Here is a 22941-nt window from a genome sequence, read left to right as displayed (position 1 = left end):
GCAGGACAATCATGACCGAAACGACTGCAATCACCATCCGTGCCGCGCGGCGCGAGGATGTCGCGGCGATCGTCGCGATGCTCGCGGACGATCATCTTGGCCGCGCGCGCGAGCGGATCGAGGATCCGCTGCCCGCCTCGTATTTCGCGGCGTTCGAGGCCATCGTAGCTGATCCGAATCTCACGCTCGTGGTGGCTGAGCACGCGGGGAGGGTGGTCGGCTGTCTGCAGCTCTGCATTCTGCCGGGCTTGAGTTCGCAGGGCGCCTCGCGCGCGCTGGTGGAAGACGTCCGGGTGGCGTCCGACCGGCGCAGCCGTGGCATCGGTGAGCTGCTGTTGCGCTGGGCGATCGCGCAGGCGCGCGAGAAGCGCTGTAAGCTGATCGAGTTGTTGACCCACAACAGCCGCGTCGATGCGCAGCGCTTCTATGAGCGGCTCGGCTTCGAGCGCAGCCATGTCGGCATGACGATCCGGTTCTGACGACAGAGCTACAAGGAAAGGCGGTAGGCAGCCTTTGCATTTGAGCCGAACGCCTTGTCTCGGAACGAAGGGCCGAGCCTCGCCAGGCAGCGCTCCAGCGCACGCTTGATCGTGCCATAGTCGCCGGCAAGCAGGCACACCGGCCAGTCCGAGCCGAAGATCAGGCGATCCTCGCCGAAACAGCGCGCGGCGTGCGCGACATACGAGGACAGCCGTTCGGCGTCCCAATCGTCCCACATGGCTTCCGTCGCAAGTCCCGAGACCTTGCACCAGACGTTCGTGCACGCGGCGAGTTCGGCGAACCGGCCCGCCCAAATCTGATCGAAGCCGGCCGCAATCGGCGGCTTGGCGCAGTGGTCGAGCACGAAGCGGCCTTGCGGAAAGGCGCGCGCCGTCGCGGTCGCGGCCGGCAGCTCGCGGGTACGGACCAGAAAATCATAAGCCAGATCGCGCCTGATCACAGCTTCGATGCCACGCTGGACATCGGCACGGCAGAGCCAGTTCGCATCCGGTTCGTCGTGCACCTGGTGACGAATGCCGATCAGCTTGCGGCCGCCGCGAAGTGTCCGCAGCCGATCGATCGTGGCACCCACGGCAGGATTGGTCAGATCGACCCAGCCGACCACTCCGGCGACGAACGGCGTGACGTCTGCGATGCCAAGAAATTCCTCGGTTTCGGCAACCGATGATCGGGTCTGCACGAGAATGCTGGCATCGATGCCGTCAGCATCGAGCAGTGGCGCCAGATCGGTCGGCCCAAAAGGGCGGCGGATCGGCGCCATCGCGTCTCCCTGCATCCAGGGATAGTCGGCCCTTCCAGGATCCCAGAAATGCTGATGGGCATCGATCGTCATCGCATATCTCCCGGCAGTGGGGCTCGCGGGTCGACAAGATTGCGAGCGCGGAGCTCCTGCCAGAAAGACGCCGGCACCGGAGCGTTCGCCATCGCGACGTTCTCGGCGGCTTCATCGGCTGAGCGGGCGCCCTGCAGTGCCACCGTCACCGCCGGATGCGCGACGCAGAATTGGATGGAAGCGGCCTTGAGTTCGGTGCCATGCTGCTTGCAGAGCGCATCGAGTTCTTGTGCCCGCGCCACCAGCGCGGCATCGGCATCCTCGTAGTTGAACTTCGCCGCGCCATGGGGATCGGCGAGGATGCCGCTATTGTAGATGCCGCCGAGAACAATGCCGATGTTCTGGGCGAGGCAGATCGGAAGCAGGGCTGTCAGCGCGCCTTGGTCGAGCAAGGTGTAGCGGCCGGCCAGCAGGAAGCAGTCGACAGGCACGCTCTCCGCAAAGCGTGCCAGCATCTCAGATTGGTTCATGCCCGCGCCGATCGCGCCCACCGAGCCGTCCTCGCGCAGCCGCTGCAGCGCGCGGAACGCGCCGTTAACGGCATCGCCAAAGTGATCGTCCGGGTCGTGCACCAGCAGAATGTCGATGCGGTCGAGGCCGAGACGCGCGAGGCTCTCCTCGACGGAGCGCATCACGCCGTCATAGCTGAAATCGAATTGCGGCCGCAGGCGCGGTGTGCCCTTGTAGTGATCGTCCTCTGCCGCCGCGGCGCCGGCACGGAGGAGACGCCCGACCTTGGTCGAGATCACGTAAGTGTCGCGGGGCTGCGCGCGCAGAAATCGGCCGAGCCGCTGCTCGGCAAGTCCGAAGCCGTAGAGTGGCGCGGTGTCGAAATAGCGCACACCGAGGGACCACGCGCGGGCGATGGTCGCTTCGGCATCTTCCTCGCTCACCGGCGCAAAGAGGCCGCCGAGCGGGGCGGTGCCAAGACCGAGCTTGGTCAGTTCGAGATCGCTCCTCCCGAGACGGACGCGTTCCATCGCTGTATCCTTGTTGTTGGCGCGTGCTGCGCATTGGCCGCGTGTCGCATTCTGCATGATTGTCATTAGCGAGACAATGAAGTCGGTTTGTGCGGCACGGCAACAGAATGATGGGAGCAGGTGCGATGTCTGCAATCAATCCGCTTACGGCCCTCGGTGTCGTGCTCGCGACCGCGGCCACCGACGCGGTCTACGTGATGTTCACGACGGCAGTGGTGGCGCGTAAGCGCGGCTCCGCCGCGACCTGGAGCTCGGTCTGGTACGTGCTCTCGTCCTTCGCAGTGATCAGCTACACGGAGAACTGGGTCTATGTCGGCTTCGCCGCGATCGGGTCGTGGATCGGCGCCTATGCATCGATGACGTTCCTACATCGTCCGCCAGCGGGGCAGGCGCCGATTGGCGCCGCGCCCGAATAGAGGTGAGCGACCACGACTGCGTGATGCTGTCTCCGCGCCGCGCGAACTTCCTTGACGCTGCGTCGCGTTTCCCTTAATCACGACGGCGGGACACCTCCCCCCAACGGGAGGCTTACTATCTGGAAGGGTAGATCATGACTGCAGCGAAGCCCGCTCAGCGGCCTGTCGTGCCGCATTTTTCGTCCGGCCCCTGTGCCAAGCGCCCCGGCTGGACCCCCGAAAACCTCAAAGACGCAGCGCTCGGACGCTCCCATCGCGCCAAGATCGGCAAGGCCAAGCTCAAGCAGGCCATCGAGTTGACGCGCGAAGTGCTGGAAGTTCCGGCCGACTACAAGATCGGCATCGTGCCGGCGTCCGACACCGGTGCAGTCGAGATGGCGTTGTGGTCGCTGCTCGGAGCGCGTCCGGTGACTACGATCGCCTGGGAATCGTTCGGCGAAGGTTGGGTCAGCGACATCGTCAAGGAGCTGAAGCTCAAGGACGTCACCAAGCTGCACGCCGCTTACGGCGAGATCCCGGATCTCTCCAAGGTCGATCCGGCGAGCGACATCGTCTTCACCTGGAACGGCACCACCTCCGGTGTGCGCGTCCCGAACGCCGACTGGATCAGCGCTGACCGCGCGGGCCTTACCATTTGCGACGCGACCTCCGCCGCCTTCGCGCAGGCGCTCGACTGGCCGAAGCTCGACGTCGTGACCTTCTCCTGGCAGAAGGCGCTCGGCGGCGAGGCCGCGCACGGCATGCTGATCCTGTCCCCTCGCGCGGTGGAGCGGCTCGAGACCTACAAGCCGGCCTGGCCGCTGCCGAAGATCTTCCGTCTGACCAAGGGTGGCAAACTCAATGCCGGCATCTTCGAGGGCGAGACCATCAACACGCCGTCGATGCTCTGCGTCGAGGACTATCTGGACGCGCTGAACTGGGGCAAGTCGATCGGCGGCCTGAAGGCGCTGATTGCGCGCGCTGACGCCAACACCAAGGCGTTGGCGGACTGGAAAGCGCGAACTCCCTGGATCGATTTCCTCGCCAAGGATCCGGCGATCCGCTCCAACACCTCGGTGTGCCTGAAGGTGATCGATCCCGCCGTCACCTCGCTCTCGGCCGATGCCCAGGCCGAGTTTGCGAAGAAGCTGGTGGCGCTGGTCGAGAAGGAGAATGCCGGCTTCGACTTCGCGCATTACCGCGACGCGCCGGCCGGCCTGCGCATCTGGTGCGGCGCCACGGTGGAAGCGAAGGACGTCGAGATCCTGACGCGGTGGATCGACTGGGCCTTTGCCGAAACCAAGGCGGCGCTGCCCAAGGCGGCTTAAGCTCGCTCTTCTCGTCATTGCGAGCGCAGCGAAGCAATCCAGGGACAAGCAAAAAGTCTGGATTGCTTCGTCGCAAGAGCTCCTCGCGATGACGGATTCATAAACAGCGAAGATGGTGGGCACGCTTCGCTTTGCCCACCCTACAAGACTTTCGCCGACGTTGTCCCTCTCTCACAAGGAGAGAGGGCTTGGACTGCCATGCCAATTCCGCTTTGCAGGATAGACCCCATGTCCAAACCCAAGGTTCTCATTTCCGACGCACTCTCTCCCGCTGCCGTCCAGATCTTCAAGGACCGCGGCATCGAGGTCGACTTCCAGCCCAATCTCGGCAAGGACAAGGACAAGCTCGCCGACATCATCGGCGACTATGACGGCCTTGCGATCCGCTCGGCTACCAAGGCCACCGCCAAGATTATCGAGCGCGCGAAGCGGCTGAAGGTGATCGGCCGTGCCGGCATCGGCGTCGACAATGTCGAGATTCCTGCGGCCACCGCCAAGGGCATCATCGTGATGAACACGCCATTCGGCAATTCGATCACGACCGCCGAACATGCGATCACCATGATGCTGTCGCTGGCCCGCGAGATTCCGCAGGCCGACGCCTCGACCCAGGCCGGGAAGTGGGAGAAGAACCGCTTCATGGGCGTCGAGATCACCGGCAAGGTGCTCGGCGTGATCGGTTGCGGCAACATCGGCTCGATCGTCTGCAACCGCGCCCAGGGCTTGCATATGAAGGTGATCGGCTTCGATCCGTTCCTGACCGAGGAGCGCGCGCGCGATCTCGGCGTCGAGAAGGTCGAGCTTGACGAACTGTTGAAGCGCGCCGACTTCATCACCCTGCACACGCCTCTCACCGAGAAGACGAAGAACATCATCGATGCCGCGGCGATCGCCAAGATGAAGAAGGGCGTGCGCATCATCAATTGCGCCCGCGGCGGGCTGGTCGACGAGGCGGCGCTGCTCGAGGCGCTCAATTCCAAACATGTCGCCGGTGCGGCGCTCGACGTGTTCGCCGAGGAGCCGGCGACCAGCAATCCGCTGTTCGGCCACGCCAATGTGATCTGCACGCCGCATCTCGGCGCCTCCACGACCGAGGCGCAGGAGAATGTCGCACTGCAGGTCGCCGAGCAGATGTCGGACTACCTGCTGACCGGCGCGATCTCGAACGCGATCAATTTCCCCTCCATCACGGCCGAAGAAGCGCCGAAGCTGAAGCCGTTCATCGCGCTCGCCGAAAAGCTCGGCTCGTTCGCGGGCCAGCTCACCGAGAGCAGCATCGCCAAGATCCAGATCACCTATGAGGGGCAGGTCGCGGAGATGAAGACCAAGGCGCTGACTTCGGCGGTGCTGGCCGGCCTGCTGCGGCCGATGCTGGGCGAGGTCAATGTCGTGTCCGCGCCTGTCATCGCCAAGGAACGCGGCATGGTCGTCGACGAGATCCTGCGTGCCGGCGAGAGCGACTATGAGAGCCTGATCACGGTGACCGTCACCACCGAGCATCAGGAGCGCGCGGTCTCCGGTACGGTCTATGCCGACGGCAAGCCGCGGCTGGTCGACATCAAGGGCATCCGCGTCGATGCCGAGTTCGGCAAGTCGATGATCTACGTCACCAACGAGGACAAGCCGGGGTTCATCGGCCGCTTCGCAAGCTTGTTGGGCGACGCCAAGATCAACATCGCGACCTTCCATCTGGGGCGCGTCGCGGCCGGCGGCGATGCGATCGCGCTGGTCGAGGTGGACGGCGCGGTACCTGCGAATCTGCTCGCGCAGATCCAGGCGCTGCCCCAGGTCAAGCAGGCCAAGGCGCTGGCGTTCTGAGCTGGGGTGCGCCCCAGCCGGTCTTACGTTGTTGCCGTGCAGACTTTCCCCTCCTGTGGCTCAGGAGGGGAGGTTCGTGGTCAAATGCCGCGCTGTAGAATTTTGCTTCAGTCCCGCGAAAGCCACGCGTCGCCGACCTTCTCGTATTTGTGCTTCACCGCGGCCCAGGCGACGCGGTGGGCGATGCGTTCGCGCTGAAGCGGCCCGCGTGCGGCATATTGCGTCCATGCATTGTTGAAGGCTGCGCGATAGATCTCCTGCGCATGCACGGGCAAGTGCATTCGCACCGATGGCGGAAGATCGTCGATCTCGGCATAGGGCACGTCCGGGTCCTCGACCGGCTGGACTTCGTCGATCATCAAACCATGGCGGGTGCGGCGCGGCTTGATCCAGGACAAGCCCGAGAACCTGCCGTTTGTTAAGTGGTCGATTTGGAAAGGCGATGCCGTTCCGGCGTTATGACCAGCATGCCCGACCCGACGAAAGGCGCCTCACATGGAATCCGATCCGTCCACCCGCAAGCAGGCCATTGCCATCGGCTATATCCTGCTGGCCGGCTTCGGCATGCTGCTGCTGCAATGGCTGCTGACCACCTATAATACGGTCGAGACCATCCCCTACAGTCAATTCGAACAACTGATCGACCAGGGCAAGATCTCCGAGGTCGCGGTCGCCCAGGACACGATCCAGGGCAAGTTCAAGGACAAGCAGCCGGACGGCAAGACCGGCTTCATCACGGCGCGGGTGGACCCGCAGCTTGCCGCCAAGCTCGCCGCCAAAGGCGTCACCGTGACCGGCGTGCCGCCCGGCGGTTTCATCCAGACGCTGCTGTCCTGGGTGGTCCCGGGGCTGATGTTCTATCTGATCTGGGTGTTCCTCGGCCGTCGGGTGATGGACCGCCAAGGCTTCGGCGGATTGATGTCGATCGGCAAGTCGCGGGCCAAGGTCTATGTCGAAACCGACACCAAGGTCACCTTCGCCGATGTCGCCGGGGTCGAAGAGGCAAAGTTCGAATTGCAGGAGGTGGTGCAGTTCCTGAAGGATCCGAAGGCTTACGGGCGCCTGGGTGCGCATGTGCCGAAGGGCATTCTGCTGGTCGGTCCGCCCGGCACCGGCAAGACCTTGCTCGCGCGCGCCGTCGCGGGCGAAGCCGGCGTTGCATTCTTCTCGATCTCCGGCTCCGAATTCGTCGAGATGTTTGTTGGCGTGGGTGCGGCGCGCGTGCGCGACCTGTTCGAGCAGGCGCGGAAGGCCGCACCTTGTATCATCTTCATCGACGAGCTCGATGCGCTCGGCCGCAGCCGCAGCGCCGCTGGCTCGTTCGGCGGCTATGACGAGAAGGAGCAGACGCTGAATCAGCTGCTCGCCGAACTCGACGGCTTCGATCCGAGCTCGGGGGTCATCCTGCTTGCCGCGACCAACCGGCCGGAAATCCTCGATCCGGCGCTGTTGCGCGCCGGTCGCTTCGATCGCCAGGTGCTGGTCGATCGTCCCGACAAAAGTGGACGGCTCGCAATTCTCAAGGTGCACGTCCGCAAGATCCAGATGGCCGCCAACGTGGATCTCGACAAAGTGGCGGGCCTCACGGCTGGCTTCACTGGAGCCGACCTTGCCAACCTGATCAACGAGGCCGCGATCGCCGCGACCCGCCGCAAGGGTCACGAAGTCACGTTCGACGATTTCACGGTCGCGATCGAGCGCATCGTCGCCGGCATCGAAAAGAAGAGCCGAGTCCTCAGCCCTGCTGAGCGTCGCCGCGTTGCCTATCATGAGATGGGACATGCGCTGGTCGCGGCCAATCTGGCCGGTGTCGATCCGGTGCAGAAGGTCTCGATCATTCCGCGCGGCGTCGGCGCGCTCGGCTACACGATGCAGCGACCCACCGAGGATCGCTTCCTGCTATCGGTCAGCGAATTGAAGAATCGCATTGCGGTGCTGATGGGCGGCCGCGCTTCGGAGCAGCTGATCTTCGACGGCGATGTCTCCACCGGCGCCGCCGACGATCTGCAGCGCGCGACCGAAATTGCGATCGAAATGGTCACGAAATACGGGATGGACAAGACCGTCGGCCAGCGAACCTACGCGCCACGGCCTCAGATGTCTTTCCTGCAGGCGCAGGACCAGGTGGTCTCAGCCGCGGAGGCCACGGGTCGGGAGATCGATCTCGCGGTTCGCGATCTCATCGCCGAGGGCGATGCGCGGGCGCGCAGCCTTCTCGAAGGCCACCGCCAAGACCTCGAGCGCGGCGTCGCGCTTTTGATCACCAAGGAGACGCTGACCGCGGACGAGTTTCCGCCGCTGCGGCCTCTGGCGGAGCAGAAGCTGTCGGCGTGACGGCGTCGCTGAGGCGAGCCAACGGCTCCGCGCGATGCGCGGTCCGGAAGGACTCGATGAGTTCTTGAGGCAGAATGATCTGTACCAGGCCGGTCTGCGCGCGCCACGAGGCGACGGTAAATTTGGCTGCCGTGGAGCGCTGCATCGACAGTTCCGCGCCCTCAACGATCTAGAATCGTGTCTGCAGGCTGGCCGTATCAGAGCGTGCGTAGATCACGCGCGTCCTCCGCAATTCTACCGACTTCCGCGTACAGCAAGTACTAAGAAACCGCAGCTAGCTTGAGAGGAATTGCCTCGAACGTTCGTAAAATCCCTCGGAGGAGCTGCCGTGCTGCTGAACAACATCAAGATCGGGCCCAAGCTTGCCATCGTCGTCGGCGTTGCGCTGTTGGGGCTCGGTGCGGCCGGTACGCTCGCGAGCCAGCTGATGGAGCGTGAGATGCTGAACGCGCGGATCGACCAAGCCAAGGCGATCGTCGAGACCGCGCGCAACCTGGCGGCGGCCATCTGGAAGGATGTCGAGGCCGGCAAGATGAGCAAGGAGGCCGCACTGGCCGAATTCAGCCGCCGCGCCAATTCCATGACGTATGACAACGGCAACGGCTATCTGTTCGGCACCAATTATGAGGGCATCACGGTGCTGGCGCCCGATCCCAAGCAGGTCGGCACCAACCGGATGGACGTGTTGACCGGCGGCCGCAAGCTGTCCCAAGAGCTGATGGACGGCGTGAAGGCCAAAGGTGAAATCCTTCTGACCTACGAATTCGCCCGGCCCGGTCAGGAGACGCTGAACCGCAAGATCAGCTACGCGGTCGCAGTGCCCGGCTTCAACATGTATCTCGGCACCGGCAGCTACATCGACGACATCGATGCCAAGCTGCGGCCGCTGAAATGGCTGCTGGGCCTGTCGACCCTCGGCATTGCCGTGATCGCCGGCGGCATTGCCTGGATGATCGGGCGCAGCATCTCTGGCCCGCTCAATCAGCTGAGCAGCCGCATGCGCGAGCTCGCCGACGGCAGGCTCGATGCGGAGATCCCCGGCGTCGGGCGCGGCGACGAGGTCGGGGCGATGGCTGCGACGGTCCAGATCTTCAAGGACAATGCGCTGCGCATGCGCGAGCTCGAGCGCGGGGAGGTCGCCAGCCAGGAGCGTGCGGCCGCGGAGCGCCGCACCGCGATGGAGAACCTGGCGGCCGAGTTCGAGCGCAGCGTCAATGGCATCGTGCGCTCGGTCGCTGCGGCGGCCCAGGGCATGCAGAGCACTGCGCAGTCGATGACGGCGACCGCGAGCGACGCCACGGCACGGGCTTCCACCGTCAGCACCGCCACGCAGGGCGCGACCGACAACGTGGGCACCGTGGCGGCGGCGGCCGAGGAGCTGTCGAGCTCCGTTGCCGAAATCTCCCGCCAGGTGACGCGCTCCAGCGAGATCGCAAGCAAGGCGGTGAGCGACGCGGAGCGCACCAACGCGACCGTGCAGGTGCTTTCGACCGGGGCCGAGAAGATCGGCGAGGTGATCGGCCTCATCAACAGTATCGCTGCGCAAACCAATCTGCTGGCGCTCAATGCGACCATCGAGGCCGCCCGCGCCGGAGAGGCGGGCAAGGGCTTTGCGGTCGTCGCCTCCGAGGTCAAGGCGCTGGCCAACCAGACCGCCAAGGCGACCGAAGAGATCTCCGCGCAGGTCGCGGCGATGCAGACCTCCACCGGCGATGCAGTTGCCGCGATCAGCGGCATCGGTCAGACCATCGCGCAGATGAGCGAGATCACCAGCTCGATCTCGATCTCCATCGCGCAGCAGGGTGATGCGACGCGCGAGATCGCCCGCAACATCCAGTCGGTCGCGGCGGGCTCGAACGAGATCAGCGCCCATATCGGCGGCGTGACCCAGGCCGCGGTGGCGACGGGCACGGCGGCTTCCGAGGTGCTGGCCAATGCCCGCGAACTCGAGAACCAGTCCGGCCTGCTGCGCCAGGCCGTCGACGGCTTCCTGGCCAAGGTGCGCGCGGCCTGATCGAGGTCTGCGGCCATGGCGAGCGCATCCTGCGCCCGTCATTGGCGTCAGGGGCGCATTCGTGGCGGGCATGGCGGAAAGTCGCCGGTCGTAACCGGGCGCTAAAGGGTTTCCATTTACCTTCACGGCAGGCGTGACCGGTTGTCATGCCAATTCGGTTCGTCCCTGCCGTGGAGTGCCCCGTGAAGCTGAACAATATGAAGATCGCCCCCAAGCTCGCCATCGTGGTGGGCGTGGCGCTGATTGGCCTTTGCATCGCGGGCACCCTTGCCGGCTATCTGATGCAGCGGGAGATGCTGAACGCCAAGATCGAGCAGATCCATGCCGTGATCGACGTCGCCCGCAGCATGGCCGCGGGCCTGCAAAAGGAGGTCGAGGCGGGCCGGATGACCAAGGAGGCGGCGCTTGCCGAGTTCGGCAGGCGGGGCAACTCGATCCGCTACGACAATGGCGACGGCTACCTGTTCGGTGCTGACATGGATGGCGTGCAGATCCTGGTGCCTGATCCGAAGCAGATCGGCGTCAACCGGTTGAACACGTCGACCAATGGCCGTTTCATCGCACGCGAATGGCGCGACAATGTCGCGGCCAAGGGCGAGCATCTGATGTATTTCGACTATATGAAGCCGGGCACCACCCAGCCGATTCCCAAGGTGGCGTATGCGGCCGCGATTCCCTTCTTCAACATGTATGTCGGGACCGGCGTCTATATCGACGACATCGAGGCGCGCATGGGGCCGCTGAAATGGATGATGGGCCTTGCGATCCTCGGCATCGTCGCAATTGCAGGCGGCATCGCCTGGATGATCGGCCGGAGCATCAGCGTTCCCCTGAACCTGCTCGGCAGGCGGATGCAGGAGATCGCCGACGGCAGGCTCGACGGCGAGATCCCCGGTGTCGGCCGCGGCGACGAGGTCGGCGTGATGGCCGCCACCGTGCAGATATTCAAGGACAATGCGCTGCGCATGCGCGAGCTTGAGCAGGCGGAGGCGGCGACCCAGGAGCGTGCGGCCGGGGAGCGTCGGGCCGCGATGGAGAATCTGGCGGCCGAGTTCGAGCGCAGCGTCAATGGCATCGTGCGCTCGGTCGCAGCGGCTGCCCAGGGCATGCAAAGCACGGCGCAGTCGATGACGGCGACCGCAAGCGATGCCAGCGTGCGCGCCTCGACGGTGAGTGCCGCGTCGCAAAGCGCCACCAGCAATGTCGGCACGGTGGCCGCCGCCGCCGAAGAGCTGTCGGGCTCGGTCGCCGAGATCTCCCGCCAGGTGACGCGCTCCAGCGAGATCGCAAGCCAGGCGGTCAGCGACGCCGAGCGCACCAATGCGACCGTGAAGGTGCTCTCGACCGGCGCCGAGAAGATCGGGGAGGTGGTCGGCCTGATCAACAGCATCGCGGCGCAGACCAACCTATTGGCGCTCAATGCGACCATCGAGGCCGCTCGCGCCGGCGAGGCGGGCAAGGGCTTCGCGGTCGTTGCCTCCGAGGTCAAGGCGCTGGCCAATCAGACCGCCAAGGCGACCGAAGAGATCTCGGCGCAGGTCGCGGCGATGCAGACCTCTACCAACGACGCGGTCGCGGCGATCAACGGCATCACCCAGACCATCGCGCAGATGAGCGAGATCACCGGCTCGATCTCGACCTCGATCGCGCAGCAGGGCGATGCGACGCGCGAGATCGCGCGCAACATCCAGTCGGTGGCCGCGGGCTCCAACGAGATCAGTGCCCATATCGGCGGCGTGACCCAGGCCGCTGCGGCCACCGGGGCCGCGGCTTCGGATGTGCTGACCAATGCCCGCGAGCTCGACAACCAATCCGGCCTGCTGCGCCAGGCGGTCGACGGCTTCCTCGCCAAGGTCCGGGCGGCCTGAATTCGCTCTTATCAGGAAGAACAGGTAGGGCGGCCGCGGCTGCCCTATTTTTTTGCGCTACCCGAGCGGGACGCGGTGATCACGCCGGCGAGCACCAGCGCATAGCCGATCAGATGGAATAGCTGCGGCTGCTCGCCGAGCAACAGGATCGCGAGCGCCGAACCGAACACCGGGACCAGATGCAGGAACGGCGCGGCGCGGTTCGGACCGATCAGGCTGATGCCGCGATTGAAGAACAGATAGGCGAGCGTCGATGCAAAGACGATCACATAAGCCAATGTTGACAGCGACAGCAGATCGGGCTTGAGCACGGCACCGGATGAATATTCCCACGCCGCGAGCGGCAGCAGCAGCAAGGCTCCGGCTGCGGTGCAGAACGAGATCAGGGACAGCTGATGCATGGTCGGCCGTCGTGACATCAGCGCCGAATAGAGCCCGAACGTGAAGAGCGCGCCAGCGAACATCAGGTCGCCGCGATTGAACTGAATGTTGGCCAGAGCAGCAAGGTCGCCGCGCAACAGGATCACCAGGACGCCGGCTAACGAGACCGCGATGCCCGTCAATTGCGGCGCGGTGAGGCGGACGCCGAACAGCGCGAGCGACCACAGGGCGACGAACAGCGGGGTGGACGACTGGATCAGCAGCCCGTTCAGCGCCTGCGTATACTGCATCGCCCAATAGGACAACGCGTTGTTGAGCGCGAATCCCGTCAGCGCGAACAGCAGCAGCAATGGCCAATGCGCCCGCATCACAGGCCAGTCCCGCTTCACATGGGGGCGGGCAAACGGCCAGAGCATCAGGAACGTGCCGATCCAGCGGATGCAGGATAGCGTCAAAGGTGGCACATGGCCCGCGACATAGCGCGCCAACACGATGTTGCCGGCCCAGAACAGCGAGGCGAGAGCGAGCAACAGATAGGGCTGGTTGTTGAGCCAGCGCAACGGAGATGCGGGTTTTGTCAGCAAGGAAAAAATGCAGATGTGCAGGGCAACGGCAAGTTGGGCCTAATCGTCTCCGGCGGCAAGCGGGGCTGGCGTATTGGTGCCATGCATCGGGCGGCAAGCTTGGTCGGCGATGCGCTTGCGCTCGCGACGCGATCGGCTCAAGTCTGCGGACCGGACAGCGAGATCTCGCGCTCGGCGCGGAAGACGTTGCTGTAGAGGTTGGCGATCCATTGCCGTCCGACCGAAGTGACGTTGAGATAGCGGATCGCGGTCTGCACGTGTGGCGCGACGCTGTTCCAATAGAACTGAGGATAGAGATTGACGAGGTCGGCGGGCGAGGAATAGCCGAGCTGGCGGTTCATGCCGGTCTCCTCGAATTCGTAATAGAGCGCATTGGCCTTGCGGATATAGTTGGGATCGCCGAGTTGGCCGATCAGGTCGGCCGCGCGCAGGATCGCCGCTTCGTCGTCGCTGGATTCGGTGCCGTCCGGGAGGCTGCAGGGAAATCGCGTGCCCTCGATGGCCGCGGCGATCCGCCCCTTGTCGAGCGCCGCAATCCCTTCCATCCGCTCCCTCACGAACATCTTGGAGCGATCGACGTGATAGGCCATCAGCGCCGCATCGGAGGAGCCGCGCGGCAAGGTGATCTTACGGCCGGAGTCGTCGACCACGTAGCCGTCCTCGTCGTCGGCCATGAACAGGCCGCGCACATAGCCGATATCATGGGTCAGACAGGCGATGATGATGTGGGCGTAGTCTTCCGCCGGCATGTGGCTGTGCAGTGCCCGGCCGCGCAGGATCTCGTGGCCGGCCAAGGTCACCAGCATCGTGTGCTCGACATTGTGATACAGCGCATCGCTGTTGCCGATGCATTCGATGGCGATCCGGGCGATCGAGGGCACCATCTCGACCAGTTCAGCCTGCTGCGACCCAAATCGGCGGCGCATATAGTTGGCCAGGAATTTGCCCAGCGCGTCGGCTACCAGTTCCGGAACGGTCGTCATCTCGGTTACCCCGAAAGATCGCGAGCCCGCCGTCGGGTGGACGAGACCGCCACGCTCAGCATAGCGCGGCTGTGCGACAGCATCTATGGGGACCGGAAAACCCCGTCCCGGGTCGATTTGCCTCAGGTCGGGGTCAGCTCGCCTGCTTGCGCGAGGCGACGAACACGCCCGCGAGTACGAGAGCAAAGCCGAGAAAATGGAACGCCTGCGGCCGTTCGCCGAGGAACGCGATGGCCATGATCGAGCCGAATACCGGCACGACGTGGAAGAACGGCGCTGCCCTGTTGGCGCCGATCAGGAGCACGCCGCGGTTGAAGCAGAGATAGGCGATCGTCGAGGGGAAAATGGCCACGTAAAGCAGTGACAGCAGGTTCTTGGCGTCGAATGCCATCACGGGGCGGGCATAGAGCTCCCAAGCCAACAACGGGATCAGGCTGGCGGCGCCGCAGCCAAAGGTGAAGGTGACGAACGACAGGCCGTGGATCGGCGGCCGTTTCAGCGAGAGCACGGAATAGAAGCCGAAGATCGCCATCGCGACCAGGAAGATCAGGTCGCCCCGATTGAAGCTGATCTGCGTAAGTGCCGTGAGATCGCCACGTGTCAGGATGGTGAGCACGCCCGCCATGGAGAGCAGGATGCCGAGGCCTTGCGCGACGGTGAGATGGACGCGCAGCAGCAGGATCGACCACACCGCCACGATCAGCGGACCTGCGGACTGCAGAAGCAGGATGTTGAGCGCCTGGGTGTATTCGAGCGACCAGTATTGCAGCGTGTTGAAGGCACCGATACCGGCGATCGACAGCGTGATCATGAGACCGAGCCGGGAGCGGATCGCGGGCCAATCCTGCCGCAGCTGCTTCCAGGTGAACGGCAGAATGATCAGGAAGGCCAGTGACCAGCGCAGGAACGACAGGGTCACCGGTGGAATGTGACCGGCCGCAAGCCGGCCGACGATGGCATTGCCCGCCCAGCACAGCGCGGTGATGCTGAGCAGCAGATAGGGCTGGTTGGCGATCCAGGCGCGCGCAGGTGAAGCAGGCGCGGCGGGGTCTGCGGCGGACATGATCAGGTCTAAGGCCCGGTTCGATGCGCCGCGACGTTCGAGCCCGACTGCGATCGAGCCGGCATTTGCCTCGGCTCAATCCAAAGACATCAATTGCGAGTGCCTATCAAGGGGGCAGATGCATCGCAACTATGCAGCGGGCGCCCGCCTGCTTCGACGGGGCGCGACGGATCGAGCCCGCAGCAAACCGAATCTCTGTAACCGTGATGCCTTGCCACATGCCCGCTTCCTCACGCGCCCGCTTCGTGTCGGTGTCGCCTGTATCTTCGGCTCACGTGTCGCACCATCGGGCGCACCGCGAGTGACTTCAGGCGCTCGGCACAGACGAGATAGAGGACAACCAGCAGCGCGATGGTGCCAAGCAGCGCTGCTGGCAACGGGACGAAGCCGAACCATGTCCCGACCGGCGTGAACGGAATGATCATTGCGACCAGAAGCGCGATCAGCGAGGAGGCCGTCAGCGCGGGGTCGGGACGATCGCTCCAGGGCGGCCCGTTGGTCCGGATGATGAAGATGACGAGAATCTGCGTCGCCATGGATTCGATGAACCAGGCAGTGCGGAATTCGTCCGGCGAAGCCTTGAACAGGTAGATCAGCGCCGCGAAGGTCAGGATATCGAACACCGACGACAGGGGACCCATGATCGCCGCAAAGCGGACCAGACGCCTCATGCTCCAGAGCTGCGGCCGCGCTGTCGCCCGCGGGCTGACGCAGTCGAAGGGAATGCCAAGCTCAGATAAGTCGTAGAGCAGGTTGTTGAGCAGGATCTGAGTGGGCAGCATCGGCAGGAACGGCAACACGACCGAAGCCAGGGCCATCGACAGCATGTTGCCGAAATTGGAGCTTGCGCCCATCCGGATGTATTTCAGGATGTTGGCGAAGGTGCGTCGTCCTTCCTCCACGCCGTCGGCGACCACTTCGAGATCGGAGGCGAGCAGGATCATGTCGGCCGCTGCCTGCGCGACGCCCGTCGCGGAATCAACTGATAATCCGATATCGGCGGCCTTCAGAGCCGGAGCATCATTGATGCCGTCGCCGAGAAAGCCGACCACCTCGCCGGAGGCCTGCAGCGCCTTGACGATACGCGACTTCTGGTCGGGCGCGAGCCGGCCGAAGGCATCGGCGGAGTGGACTTGAACGGCGAGTGCCTCGTCGCTGAGTTCGGCAATGTCGCTGCCCGATAGCACGCGCTCGGCTTTCAGCCCCACCAGCCCGGCGAGCCGCTTGACCACCACGGGATCGTCGCCCGACAGGATCTTCAGCCCGATGCCTGCATGTGCAAGCCGCGTGATCGCCGCCGCTGCGGTCGGCTTGGGTGGATCGGCGAAGGCACAGAGACCCTCGAAGACGAGGTCCAGTTCGTCCTCAGTCTCTATCTCGCGGGGCGCGCCGGGCCAGGGGCGGGAGGCAATGGCAACGGTCCGCAATCCCTCCTGGGCCAGCGCATGAACCTGCGCGAGTGCAGCCGCGCGGCCGGCCTTGTCCATGCTGTCCGTGTTTGTCCCATGTCGTTGCGTCGTGCAGAGTTCGAGCACGGCTTCGGGCGCCCCCTTGACGATCAGCACCCGTTCCAGCGAGCTGACCGCGAGTGCCGATCCCAGCCTGCGGGAGAAGTCGAAAGCCTGGCGACCGCCGAGGCTCCAGCCCTCGGCGGCATGACCGGCTCCGGCCACCAGCGCAGCATCGAGCGAGCCACGGTCGCCGCCAAGCGCCGCAGCGATCGCGCCGAGTTCGGCCGGGCGCTTGCTGTCGCTGCCATCGGGCGCGACGCTGCGTGCCAGGGTGATCTCCGCCGAGGTCAGCGTTCCCGTCTTGTCGGTGCACAGCATCGACATTGCACCGAGATCGTGAATGGACGCGAGCCGCTTCACGATGACCTTGCGACCGGCCATGCGCAGCGCACCGCGCGACAGCGTCACGGTCGTGATCATCGGCAGCAGTTCCGGCGTCAGCCCCACCGCGAGTGCGACAGCAAACAAGAGAGAGTCCAGCACCGGCCGGCCGGCCACGACACGGATCGACAGCACGATGAAGGCGAGCGCGAGCGTGAGGCGCGCCGTGACCAGGCCGAATTCATGCAGGTCGCGCTCGAACGGAGTCCGGCCATGGGCTTCGGCCAGCGCCGAGGCTGCGGCGCCGAACACCGTGTTCGGCCCGGTCATGACAGCAATCGCGATCGCTTCACCGGTCTGTGCCACCGATCCGCGGAATACGACATTCGATCTCTCGTCCGGATCGCTTGGAACACCCGGACGCTTGGTGACGGGATAGGGTTCTCCGGTCAGCGCTGCTTCACCGGCCGTGAAGGCGATGCTCTCGAGGATGAGCGCGTCAGCCGGCACGATATCTCCGGCGCGGATGCGCAAGACGTCGCCGGGCACGACGGCGTCGACCTCGATTTCGCGGAACACGCCATCGCGCTTGGCCTCCGCCTTCAATGCGACGGAGCGGCGGAGCATCTCGGCGGCTCTGACGGCGTGCCCTTCCTGCACCGTGTCGAGTCCGATCGAAAGGACCAGGATCAGCACGATGATGGTTCCGCCGATACCGTCGCCGGTCAACATCGAGATCACCCCGGCGACGAGCAGGATGAGTGAGAGCGGTTCGAGCAGGCGGCGCAGCACGGCGCGCAAGGGGCCCACGGCGTGGGGCGGCGCGTCGCTGTTCGGACCGTAACGTTCCAGCCGCTCGCCGGCTTCGGCGCTGCTGAGGCCATCGAGGCCGCAACCGAGCATGTCGCCGGCCTGTGCCGGCGACAGCCGCCAGAACTGGTGCTCAGTCTGCTTCAGGTCGTTGACCACCGGCGGCTCCATTCATCTTCATGGATGACTGTCCATGTTCCTCTCTGATTTGCATGAAGATTTGTCAGGCGATTGACCCAGCGCAACACGGGAACAGCTTGGTGTATTAGTTGCTGTAATCTCGACCGACATGGTCCAACAGAGAAGACCGCGCTTTGGCCGGTTCTGTCATGAATGTGATGGTTCAACACTCTGCCGTCCTTCCGCCCAAGCGCACCATCGAAGTGCATGCGGTGTGGTCCGCGATTTCCGCTCATCGCTGGCTTATTCTCGCCGTTCTGCTGCTGGCCGGCATTGGAGCCTGGCAAGGCGCTCGTGTCATCTTTGGCCCCGCTGTGGTGGTGGACCAGGTCAGGCGCGGCAATTTGGTCGAAACGGTCGTCGCCAGTGGTCATGTGGAGACACCCTATCGGGTCGAGATCGGCAGCCAGGTCACCGGTACGGTCGAGGAGGTGCTGGTGCGGGAGGGCGAGCGCGTCACCAAAGGACAGCCTCTGATCTCGCTGGAATCGCGTGAGCTGAAGGCAGCCGTCGTGCAGGCGCAGGGCTCGGTGGCGCAGGCCGAGGCGCGGATGCGCCAGCTCGCCGAATTGACGCTGCCTTCGGCGAAGGAGGCCCTGACCCAGGCGCAGGCCACGCTGCTGAATGCGCAGCAGACCTATAATCGCACCTCGCACCTGGCGGAGGGCGGCTATGCCACGCGCCAGGCGCTCGACGACGTGCAGAAGACGCTCGACGTCGCGCTCGCACAGAAGCGTGCGGCCGAATTCCAGGTCTTTACCGCAAGTCCGGGTGGCAGCGATTATGTGATGGCGGAGACGCTGTTGAACCAGTCGCGCGCGAATCTCGACACTGCGCAGTCGCGCCTGGGGTATGCCACGATTGTGGCGCCGCGCGATGGCGTTCTGATCACGCGCAATGTCGAGCGGGGCACGGTGGCCCAGCCGGGTAAGGCGCTGCTGGTGCTCGCGCCCGCCGGTGAGGTCCAGCTCGTGTTGCAGATCGATGAGCGCAACCTCGGCAAGCTCGCGCTGGGACAGAAGGCGCTGGCGTCGGCGGATGCCTATCCGGACCGGCGCTTCGCCGCCATCGTCAGCTACATCAATCCCGGCATCGACATTTCCCGGGCATCGGTCCAGGTCAAACTTACGGTGCAGGATCCGCCGGATTATCTGCGGCAGGACATGACGGTGTCGGTCGACATCAACGTGGCCTCGAAGAACGATGCGCTGGTCCTTCCGGTTCGCTCCGTTCATGATCTCACCTCGGGGCAGCCCTGGGTGCTCGGCGTGAAGGATGGCCGGGCCGTCAAACGTCCGGTGCAGGTCGGCATCCGCGGCAACAGCCACGTCGAGATCGTCGGCGGCCTCTCGGCCGGTGATGTCGCAATTCCCGCCAATTCAGGCATCCTGACCGGCCAGCGGCTGCGTCCGGTGTTGTCGTGAACCGCTGGCTGCCGTTCGAGTGGATCGCCGCGGTGCGCTTCCTGCGCGAAGGGCGCCTGCAAACGCTGTTCATCATCGGCGGCATCTCCATCGGTGTCGGCGTCATCGTGTTCATGTCGGCGATGCTGGCCGGGCTGGAAGCGAATTTCATCAAACGTGTGCTGACCTCGCAGCCGCAGATCCAGCTGCTGACGCCCGATCAGGTCGCGCGGCCGTTGCGCAATGACAAGGGCGTGATCGAGGACGCGGTCGTGCAGCGCCCGAGCCAGCGGGTGATCTCGATCGACCAGTGGCCGAAGATCCGCGACCAGATGCAGGCGATGCCCGAGGTGACGGCGGTGTCGCCGACCATTGCGGGCTCCGTGCTCGCGATTCGCGGCGATGCCAGCCGCGCGGTCACGCTGTCGGGCATCGAGCCAGAGACCTATTTCAAGATCGTCAAGATCCCAGACTATATCGCCGCCGGCGAGCCGCGTTTGACCAGCGACGACATCATCATCGGCACCGAACTCGCCAAGGATCTCGGCGCCTCCGTCGGCGACAAGCTCAACATCCAGGCGGCTTCGGGCGCCAATCGCGTGCTGACGGTGACCGGACTGGTCGATCTCGGCAGCAAAGGTGTCAACCAGCGCGCGGCCTATGCCGCCTTGCGTACGGCGCAGTCGCTGCTCGGAATGATCGGCGGCGTCACCACCATCGACATCACCGTGCAGGACATCTACGCCGCCGAGACAATCGCGCAGCGCATCCAGGCATCCAACGTCGTCAAGGCCGACAGCTGGATCAAGACCAACGCGCAGTTCTTCACGGCCGTGCGCGCGCAAGAGACCTCCAATACGCTGATCCGGCTATTCGTCGGGCTTTCGGTCGCATTCGGCATCGCGGCCGTGCTGATCGTCTCGGTAATTCAGCGTTCCAAGGAGATCGGCATCCTGCGCGCGATGGGCACCTCGCGCGGCCAGATTTTGCGCGTGTTCCTGTTGCAGGGAGGGCTGCTCGGCTTTGTCGGCTCGTTGTTCGGAGCGGCATTAGGGGCAGGCGCCCTGATCTATTGGCACTCGGTTGCGCGGCAGGCCGATGGCTCGGAGCTGTTTCCGCTGATCCTCGAACGCCAGCTCTTCGTGATGACTGCGCTGCTCGCCACGATAACCGGGCTGCTGGCGGCGATGGCGCCGGCGCTGCGCGCGGCCAAGCTCGATCCGGTGGTGGCGATCCGTGGCTGAGGAAATCCTGCGTCTTCAGAACGTTTGCAAAGCCTATAATATCGGCCAGCCGACCGAGACCGAGGTGCTGCACGACATCGACCTCGAGGTTGACCGTGGCGAGTTCGTCGCGCTGATTGGCCCATCCGGCTCCGGCAAGAGCACGCTGCTCAACATCGTCGGTCTGCTCGACAGGCCGACCTCCGGCCAGCTCACCATCAAGGGCGAGGATACGGCGGCACTCGGCGACACCGAGATTACTCGCCTGCGCGGCCACACCATCGGATTCGTGTTCCAATATCATTTGCTGATTTCGGCATTCACGGCCAAGGAGAACGTCATGATGCCGATGCTGGTCGATCGCGGCTTCCCGAGCACAGACATCGAGCAGCGCGCGCTGAAGCTGTTGCAGCAGGTCGGCCTGGAGAAGTTCGCCAACAATCTCGCCACCAACATGTCCGGCGGTCAGCAGCAGCGGGTCGCGGTGGCCCGCGCGCTGGCCATGAATCCCGACCTGGTGCTTGCGGACGAGCCCACCGGCAATCTCGATACCAAATCCGCCGACGCCGTCTTCGAGTTGATGCGGCAGGTCAATCGCGAGAGCGGCACCAGCTTCCTTCTGGTGACGCACAATCTCGACCTGGCGCGCCGCTGCGACCGCATCATCGAGGTGGTCGATGGCCGGATCCAATCCTGACGCCGCCGATGTGACCGTGGGCTGCAGCACGCTCTCGACGGCCACACGCACCGATGACCTACATTTGCCGTCGTCCTGTGGTGATTGAGGCAAGCTCCGGGAGACTCCGCCGCCAAGAAGCGGGATGACCGGGCGCAATCCGACCCGACGGGTGGGGCGGCATGAAATTTTGGGGCTTATCAAAGGCTTGGACGCGCCCTGGCGGGTCCAAAAGCCCCGTTCTTGCTTGCCTAGCCGGGCCGCTTCCTTTATCCGGTGGGGCGCCTCGCGTGCGAGCGGTCCCGGCCGCGATTCTGGCTGGGCGCATGATTGGGCACGACGGCCCTTGGAAATGGGAACCGTTAATTTCCGCGCAGATCGTGCTGTTTTGGATAATGGCAGAGGAAAGAGCTGGGAATGGCTAATGTGGTCGTCGTCGGCGCCCAATGGGGCGACGAGGGGAAGGGCAAGATCGTCGACTGGCTGTCGGAGCAAGCCGACATCGTCGTGCGCTTCCAGGGCGGCCATAATGCCGGCCATACCCTTGTCATCAATGGCGCGACCTACAAGCTCGCGCTGCTGCCCTCGGGCGTGCTGCGGCCGGGCAAGCTGTCGGTGATCGGCAACGGCGTCGTGTTCGACCCGCAGGCCTTTCTTGAGGAGGTCGCAAAGCTCCAGGGCCAGGGCGTCGCGATCGGGCCGGACAATCTGCGCATCGCCGAAAACGTCACGCTGATCCTGCCGCTGCACCGTGAGCTCGATGCGCTCCGGGAGTCGTCGAACACGGCGACTGCGATCGGCACCACGCGCCGCGGCATTGGCCCGGCCTATGAGGACAAGGTCGGCCGCCGTGCGATCCGCCTGATGGACCTCGCCGATCTCGGCACCTTGCCGCACAAGATCGATCGGCTGCTTGCCCATCACAATGCGCTGCGCCGGGGCCTCGGCCTCGAACAGATCGACGGCAACGAAATCCTGCGCGGGCTGGCGGAGATGGCGCCGCAGCTTCTGCCTTACGCCGAGACGGTCTGGCGCCTGCTCGATGCCAAGCGGCGCGAGGGCAAGCGCATCCTGTTCGAGGGCGCGCAGGGCGCGCTGCTCGACGTCGATCACGGCACCTATCCGTATGTCACCTCGTCGAACACGGTGGCGGCGCAGGCGGCGACCGGGACCGGCATGGGGCCCGGCAGTGTCGGCTATGTGCTCGGCATCTGCAAAGCCTACACCACGCGCGTTGGCCAGGGGCCCTTCCCGACCGAACTCACCAATGAGATCGGGGAAGAGATCGGTCGCAGGGGCAAGGAATTCGGCGTCAACACCGGGCGCAAGCGCCGTTGCGGCTGGTTCGACGCCGTGCTGGTGCGCCAGACGGTGCGGACCTGCGGCATCAGCGGGCTGGCGCTGACCAAGCTCGACATTCTCGATGGCTTCGATTCGATCGATGTCTGTGTCGGCTACAGGCTGGACGGCAAGGAAATCGATCATCTGCCCGCCGGCGAAGGTGCGCAGGCGCGGGTCGAGCCGATCTACGAGACCATCGAAGGCTGGAAGCAGCCCACGGCGAATGCGCGGTCCTGGGCGGATCTGCCGGCGCAGGCGATCAAATATGTGCGGCGGGTCGAGGAACTGGTGGGTTGTCCGATTGCTCTGCTTTCCACGAGCCCCGAACGCGAGGATACTATTCTGGTCCAGAACCCGTTCGAGGCTTGACTGGATATGGCAGGCAAGCGCGCAAG

18 protein-coding genes are annotated in these 22941 nt (G+C 64.7%); 11 read left to right on the top strand and 7 right to left on the bottom strand.

Annotated features, from left to right (window positions below):
- Positions 1-11 precede the first annotated feature (11 nt).
- Positions 12-479: a GNAT family N-acetyltransferase gene (locus tag QX071_RS22505; protein WP_315704859.1), complete on the top strand. Its 468-nt coding sequence runs from the start codon at positions 12-14 to the stop codon at positions 477-479.
- Positions 480-487: 8 nt separating this feature from the next.
- Here the strand turns inward: QX071_RS22505 and QX071_RS22500 are convergent, their stop codons facing one another.
- Both QX071_RS22500 and QX071_RS22495 read right to left on the bottom strand, forming a co-directional pair.
- Positions 488-1333, bottom strand: coding sequence for an amidohydrolase family protein (locus tag QX071_RS22500; protein WP_315704858.1), 846 nt, complete (start codon positions 1331-1333; stop codon positions 488-490).
- Positions 1330-2313: an aldo/keto reductase gene (locus QX071_RS22495; RefSeq protein WP_315704857.1), complete on the bottom strand. Its 984-nt coding sequence runs from the start codon at positions 2311-2313 to the stop codon at positions 1330-1332. Before QX071_RS22495 ends, QX071_RS22500 begins: the two co-directional genes overlap by 4 nt.
- 125 nt (positions 2314-2438) lie before the next feature.
- On the opposite strand from QX071_RS22495, the gene QX071_RS22490 reads away from it, so the two are divergent.
- The 3 genes from QX071_RS22490 to serA all read left to right on the top strand — a co-directional run bounded on the left by QX071_RS22490 (position 2439) and on the right by serA (position 5854).
- Complete coding sequence (locus tag QX071_RS22490) at positions 2439-2729, top strand: hypothetical protein (protein WP_315704856.1); 291 nt, start codon at positions 2439-2441, stop codon at positions 2727-2729.
- A 134-nt stretch (positions 2730-2863) separates the two neighbouring features.
- Entirely contained in the window at positions 2864-4036 is a 1173-nt protein-coding gene (locus tag QX071_RS22485) for a phosphoserine transaminase (RefSeq protein WP_315704855.1), read from the top strand.
- Positions 4037-4264: 228 nt separating this feature from the next.
- The gene (serA, locus tag QX071_RS22480) at positions 4265-5854 is read left to right on the top strand and encodes a phosphoglycerate dehydrogenase (protein WP_315704854.1); all 1590 of its coding nucleotides are present in this window, start codon (positions 4265-4267) and stop codon (positions 5852-5854) included.
- A 107-nt stretch (positions 5855-5961) separates the two neighbouring features.
- Here serA and QX071_RS22475 read toward each other — a convergent pair whose 3' ends face one another.
- On the bottom strand, positions 5962-6252 hold the full coding sequence (locus QX071_RS22475) for a ChaB family protein (RefSeq protein WP_409977585.1): 291 nt from the start codon (positions 6250-6252) through the stop codon (positions 5962-5964).
- A gap of 97 nt (positions 6253-6349) precedes the next feature.
- Between QX071_RS22475 and ftsH the strand changes: the two genes are divergently transcribed.
- From ftsH to QX071_RS22460, 3 genes are all read left to right on the top strand, one after another.
- Positions 6350-8188 (top strand): ATP-dependent zinc metalloprotease FtsH, encoded by a 1839-nt coding sequence (ftsH, locus tag QX071_RS22470; RefSeq protein WP_315704853.1) that lies wholly within the window; start codon positions 6350-6352, stop codon positions 8186-8188.
- A 328-nt stretch (positions 8189-8516) separates the two neighbouring features.
- On the top strand, positions 8517-10202 hold the full coding sequence (locus QX071_RS22465; protein WP_315704852.1) for a methyl-accepting chemotaxis protein: 1686 nt from the start codon (positions 8517-8519) through the stop codon (positions 10200-10202).
- A gap of 182 nt (positions 10203-10384) precedes the next feature.
- The gene (locus QX071_RS22460) at positions 10385-12070 is read left to right on the top strand and encodes a methyl-accepting chemotaxis protein (RefSeq protein ID WP_315704851.1); all 1686 of its coding nucleotides are present in this window, start codon (positions 10385-10387) and stop codon (positions 12068-12070) included.
- 44 nt (positions 12071-12114) lie between these two features.
- Here QX071_RS22460 and QX071_RS22455 read toward each other — a convergent pair whose 3' ends face one another.
- The 4 genes from QX071_RS22455 to mgtA form a co-directional block, all read right to left on the bottom strand.
- Positions 12115-13035, bottom strand: coding sequence for a DMT family transporter (locus tag QX071_RS22455; RefSeq protein WP_315704850.1), 921 nt, complete (start codon positions 13033-13035; stop codon positions 12115-12117).
- 137 nt (positions 13036-13172) lie between these two features.
- The gene (locus QX071_RS22450; RefSeq protein WP_315704849.1) at positions 13173-14018 is read right to left on the bottom strand and encodes a metal-dependent phosphohydrolase; all 846 of its coding nucleotides are present in this window, start codon (positions 14016-14018) and stop codon (positions 13173-13175) included.
- A gap of 133 nt (positions 14019-14151) precedes the next feature.
- Complete coding sequence (locus QX071_RS22445) at positions 14152-15081, bottom strand: DMT family transporter (protein ID WP_315704848.1); 930 nt, start codon at positions 15079-15081, stop codon at positions 14152-14154.
- 230 nt (positions 15082-15311) lie between these two features.
- Positions 15312-17882 (bottom strand): magnesium-translocating P-type ATPase, encoded by a 2571-nt coding sequence (gene mgtA / locus QX071_RS22440; protein WP_315704847.1) that lies wholly within the window; start codon positions 17880-17882, stop codon positions 15312-15314.
- A gap of 179 nt (positions 17883-18061) precedes the next feature.
- Here mgtA and QX071_RS22435 point away from each other — a divergent pair, with 179 nt between their 5' ends.
- The 4 genes from QX071_RS22435 to QX071_RS22420 all read left to right on the top strand — a co-directional run bounded on the left by QX071_RS22435 (position 18062) and on the right by QX071_RS22420 (position 22915).
- Positions 18062-19327, top strand: a complete 1266-nt coding sequence (locus tag QX071_RS22435; RefSeq protein WP_315704846.1) for an efflux RND transporter periplasmic adaptor subunit — start codon at positions 18062-18064, stop codon at positions 19325-19327.
- The gene (locus QX071_RS22430) at positions 19324-20550 is read left to right on the top strand and encodes an ABC transporter permease (protein WP_315704845.1); all 1227 of its coding nucleotides are present in this window, start codon (positions 19324-19326) and stop codon (positions 20548-20550) included. The genes QX071_RS22435 and QX071_RS22430 overlap by 4 nt, the downstream gene beginning before the upstream one ends.
- Positions 20543-21226 (top strand): ABC transporter ATP-binding protein, encoded by a 684-nt coding sequence (locus QX071_RS22425; protein ID WP_315704844.1) that lies wholly within the window; start codon positions 20543-20545, stop codon positions 21224-21226. Before QX071_RS22430 ends, QX071_RS22425 begins: the two co-directional genes overlap by 8 nt.
- Before the next feature lie 396 nt (positions 21227-21622).
- The gene (locus tag QX071_RS22420; RefSeq protein WP_315704843.1) at positions 21623-22915 is read left to right on the top strand and encodes an adenylosuccinate synthase; all 1293 of its coding nucleotides are present in this window, start codon (positions 21623-21625) and stop codon (positions 22913-22915) included.
- The last annotated feature ends 26 nt before the right edge of the window (positions 22916-22941 follow it).

It is taken from the genome of Bradyrhizobium sp. SZCCHNS1022 (assembly GCF_032484835.1).
Classification (GTDB): Bacteria; Pseudomonadota; Alphaproteobacteria; order Rhizobiales; family Xanthobacteraceae; genus Bradyrhizobium.
The sequence above is the reverse complement of the archived record's forward strand: the minus strand, read 5'-3'. Positions and strand labels throughout refer to the sequence as shown.

Bases quoted from the DNA above. Each gene is read 5' to 3' on its own strand.
- QX071_RS22505 (WP_315704859.1), top strand. From the start codon at position 12: ATGACCGAAACGACTGCAATCACCATCCGTGCCGCGCGGCGCGAGGAT.
- QX071_RS22500 (WP_315704858.1), bottom strand. From the start codon at position 1,333: ATGACGATCGATGCCCATCAGCATTTCTGGGATCCTGGAAGGGCCGAC.
- QX071_RS22495 (WP_315704857.1), bottom strand. From the start codon at position 2,313: ATGGAACGCGTCCGTCTCGGGAGGAGCGATCTCGAACTGACCAAGCTC.
- QX071_RS22490 (WP_315704856.1), top strand. From the start codon at position 2,439: ATGTCTGCAATCAATCCGCTTACGGCCCTCGGTGTCGTGCTCGCGACC.
- QX071_RS22485 (WP_315704855.1), top strand. From the start codon at position 2,864: ATGACTGCAGCGAAGCCCGCTCAGCGGCCTGTCGTGCCGCATTTTTCG.
- serA (WP_315704854.1), top strand. From the start codon at position 4,265: ATGTCCAAACCCAAGGTTCTCATTTCCGACGCACTCTCTCCCGCTGCC.
- ftsH (WP_315704853.1), top strand. From the start codon at position 6,350: ATGGAATCCGATCCGTCCACCCGCAAGCAGGCCATTGCCATCGGCTAT.
- QX071_RS22450 (WP_315704849.1), bottom strand. From the start codon at position 14,018: ATGACGACCGTTCCGGAACTGGTAGCCGACGCGCTGGGCAAATTCCTG.
- QX071_RS22445 (WP_315704848.1), bottom strand. From the start codon at position 15,081: ATGTCCGCCGCAGACCCCGCCGCGCCTGCTTCACCTGCGCGCGCCTGG.
- QX071_RS22435 (WP_315704846.1), top strand. From the start codon at position 18,062: ATGGTTCAACACTCTGCCGTCCTTCCGCCCAAGCGCACCATCGAAGTG.
- QX071_RS22420 (WP_315704843.1), top strand. From the start codon at position 21,623: ATGGCTAATGTGGTCGTCGTCGGCGCCCAATGGGGCGACGAGGGGAAG.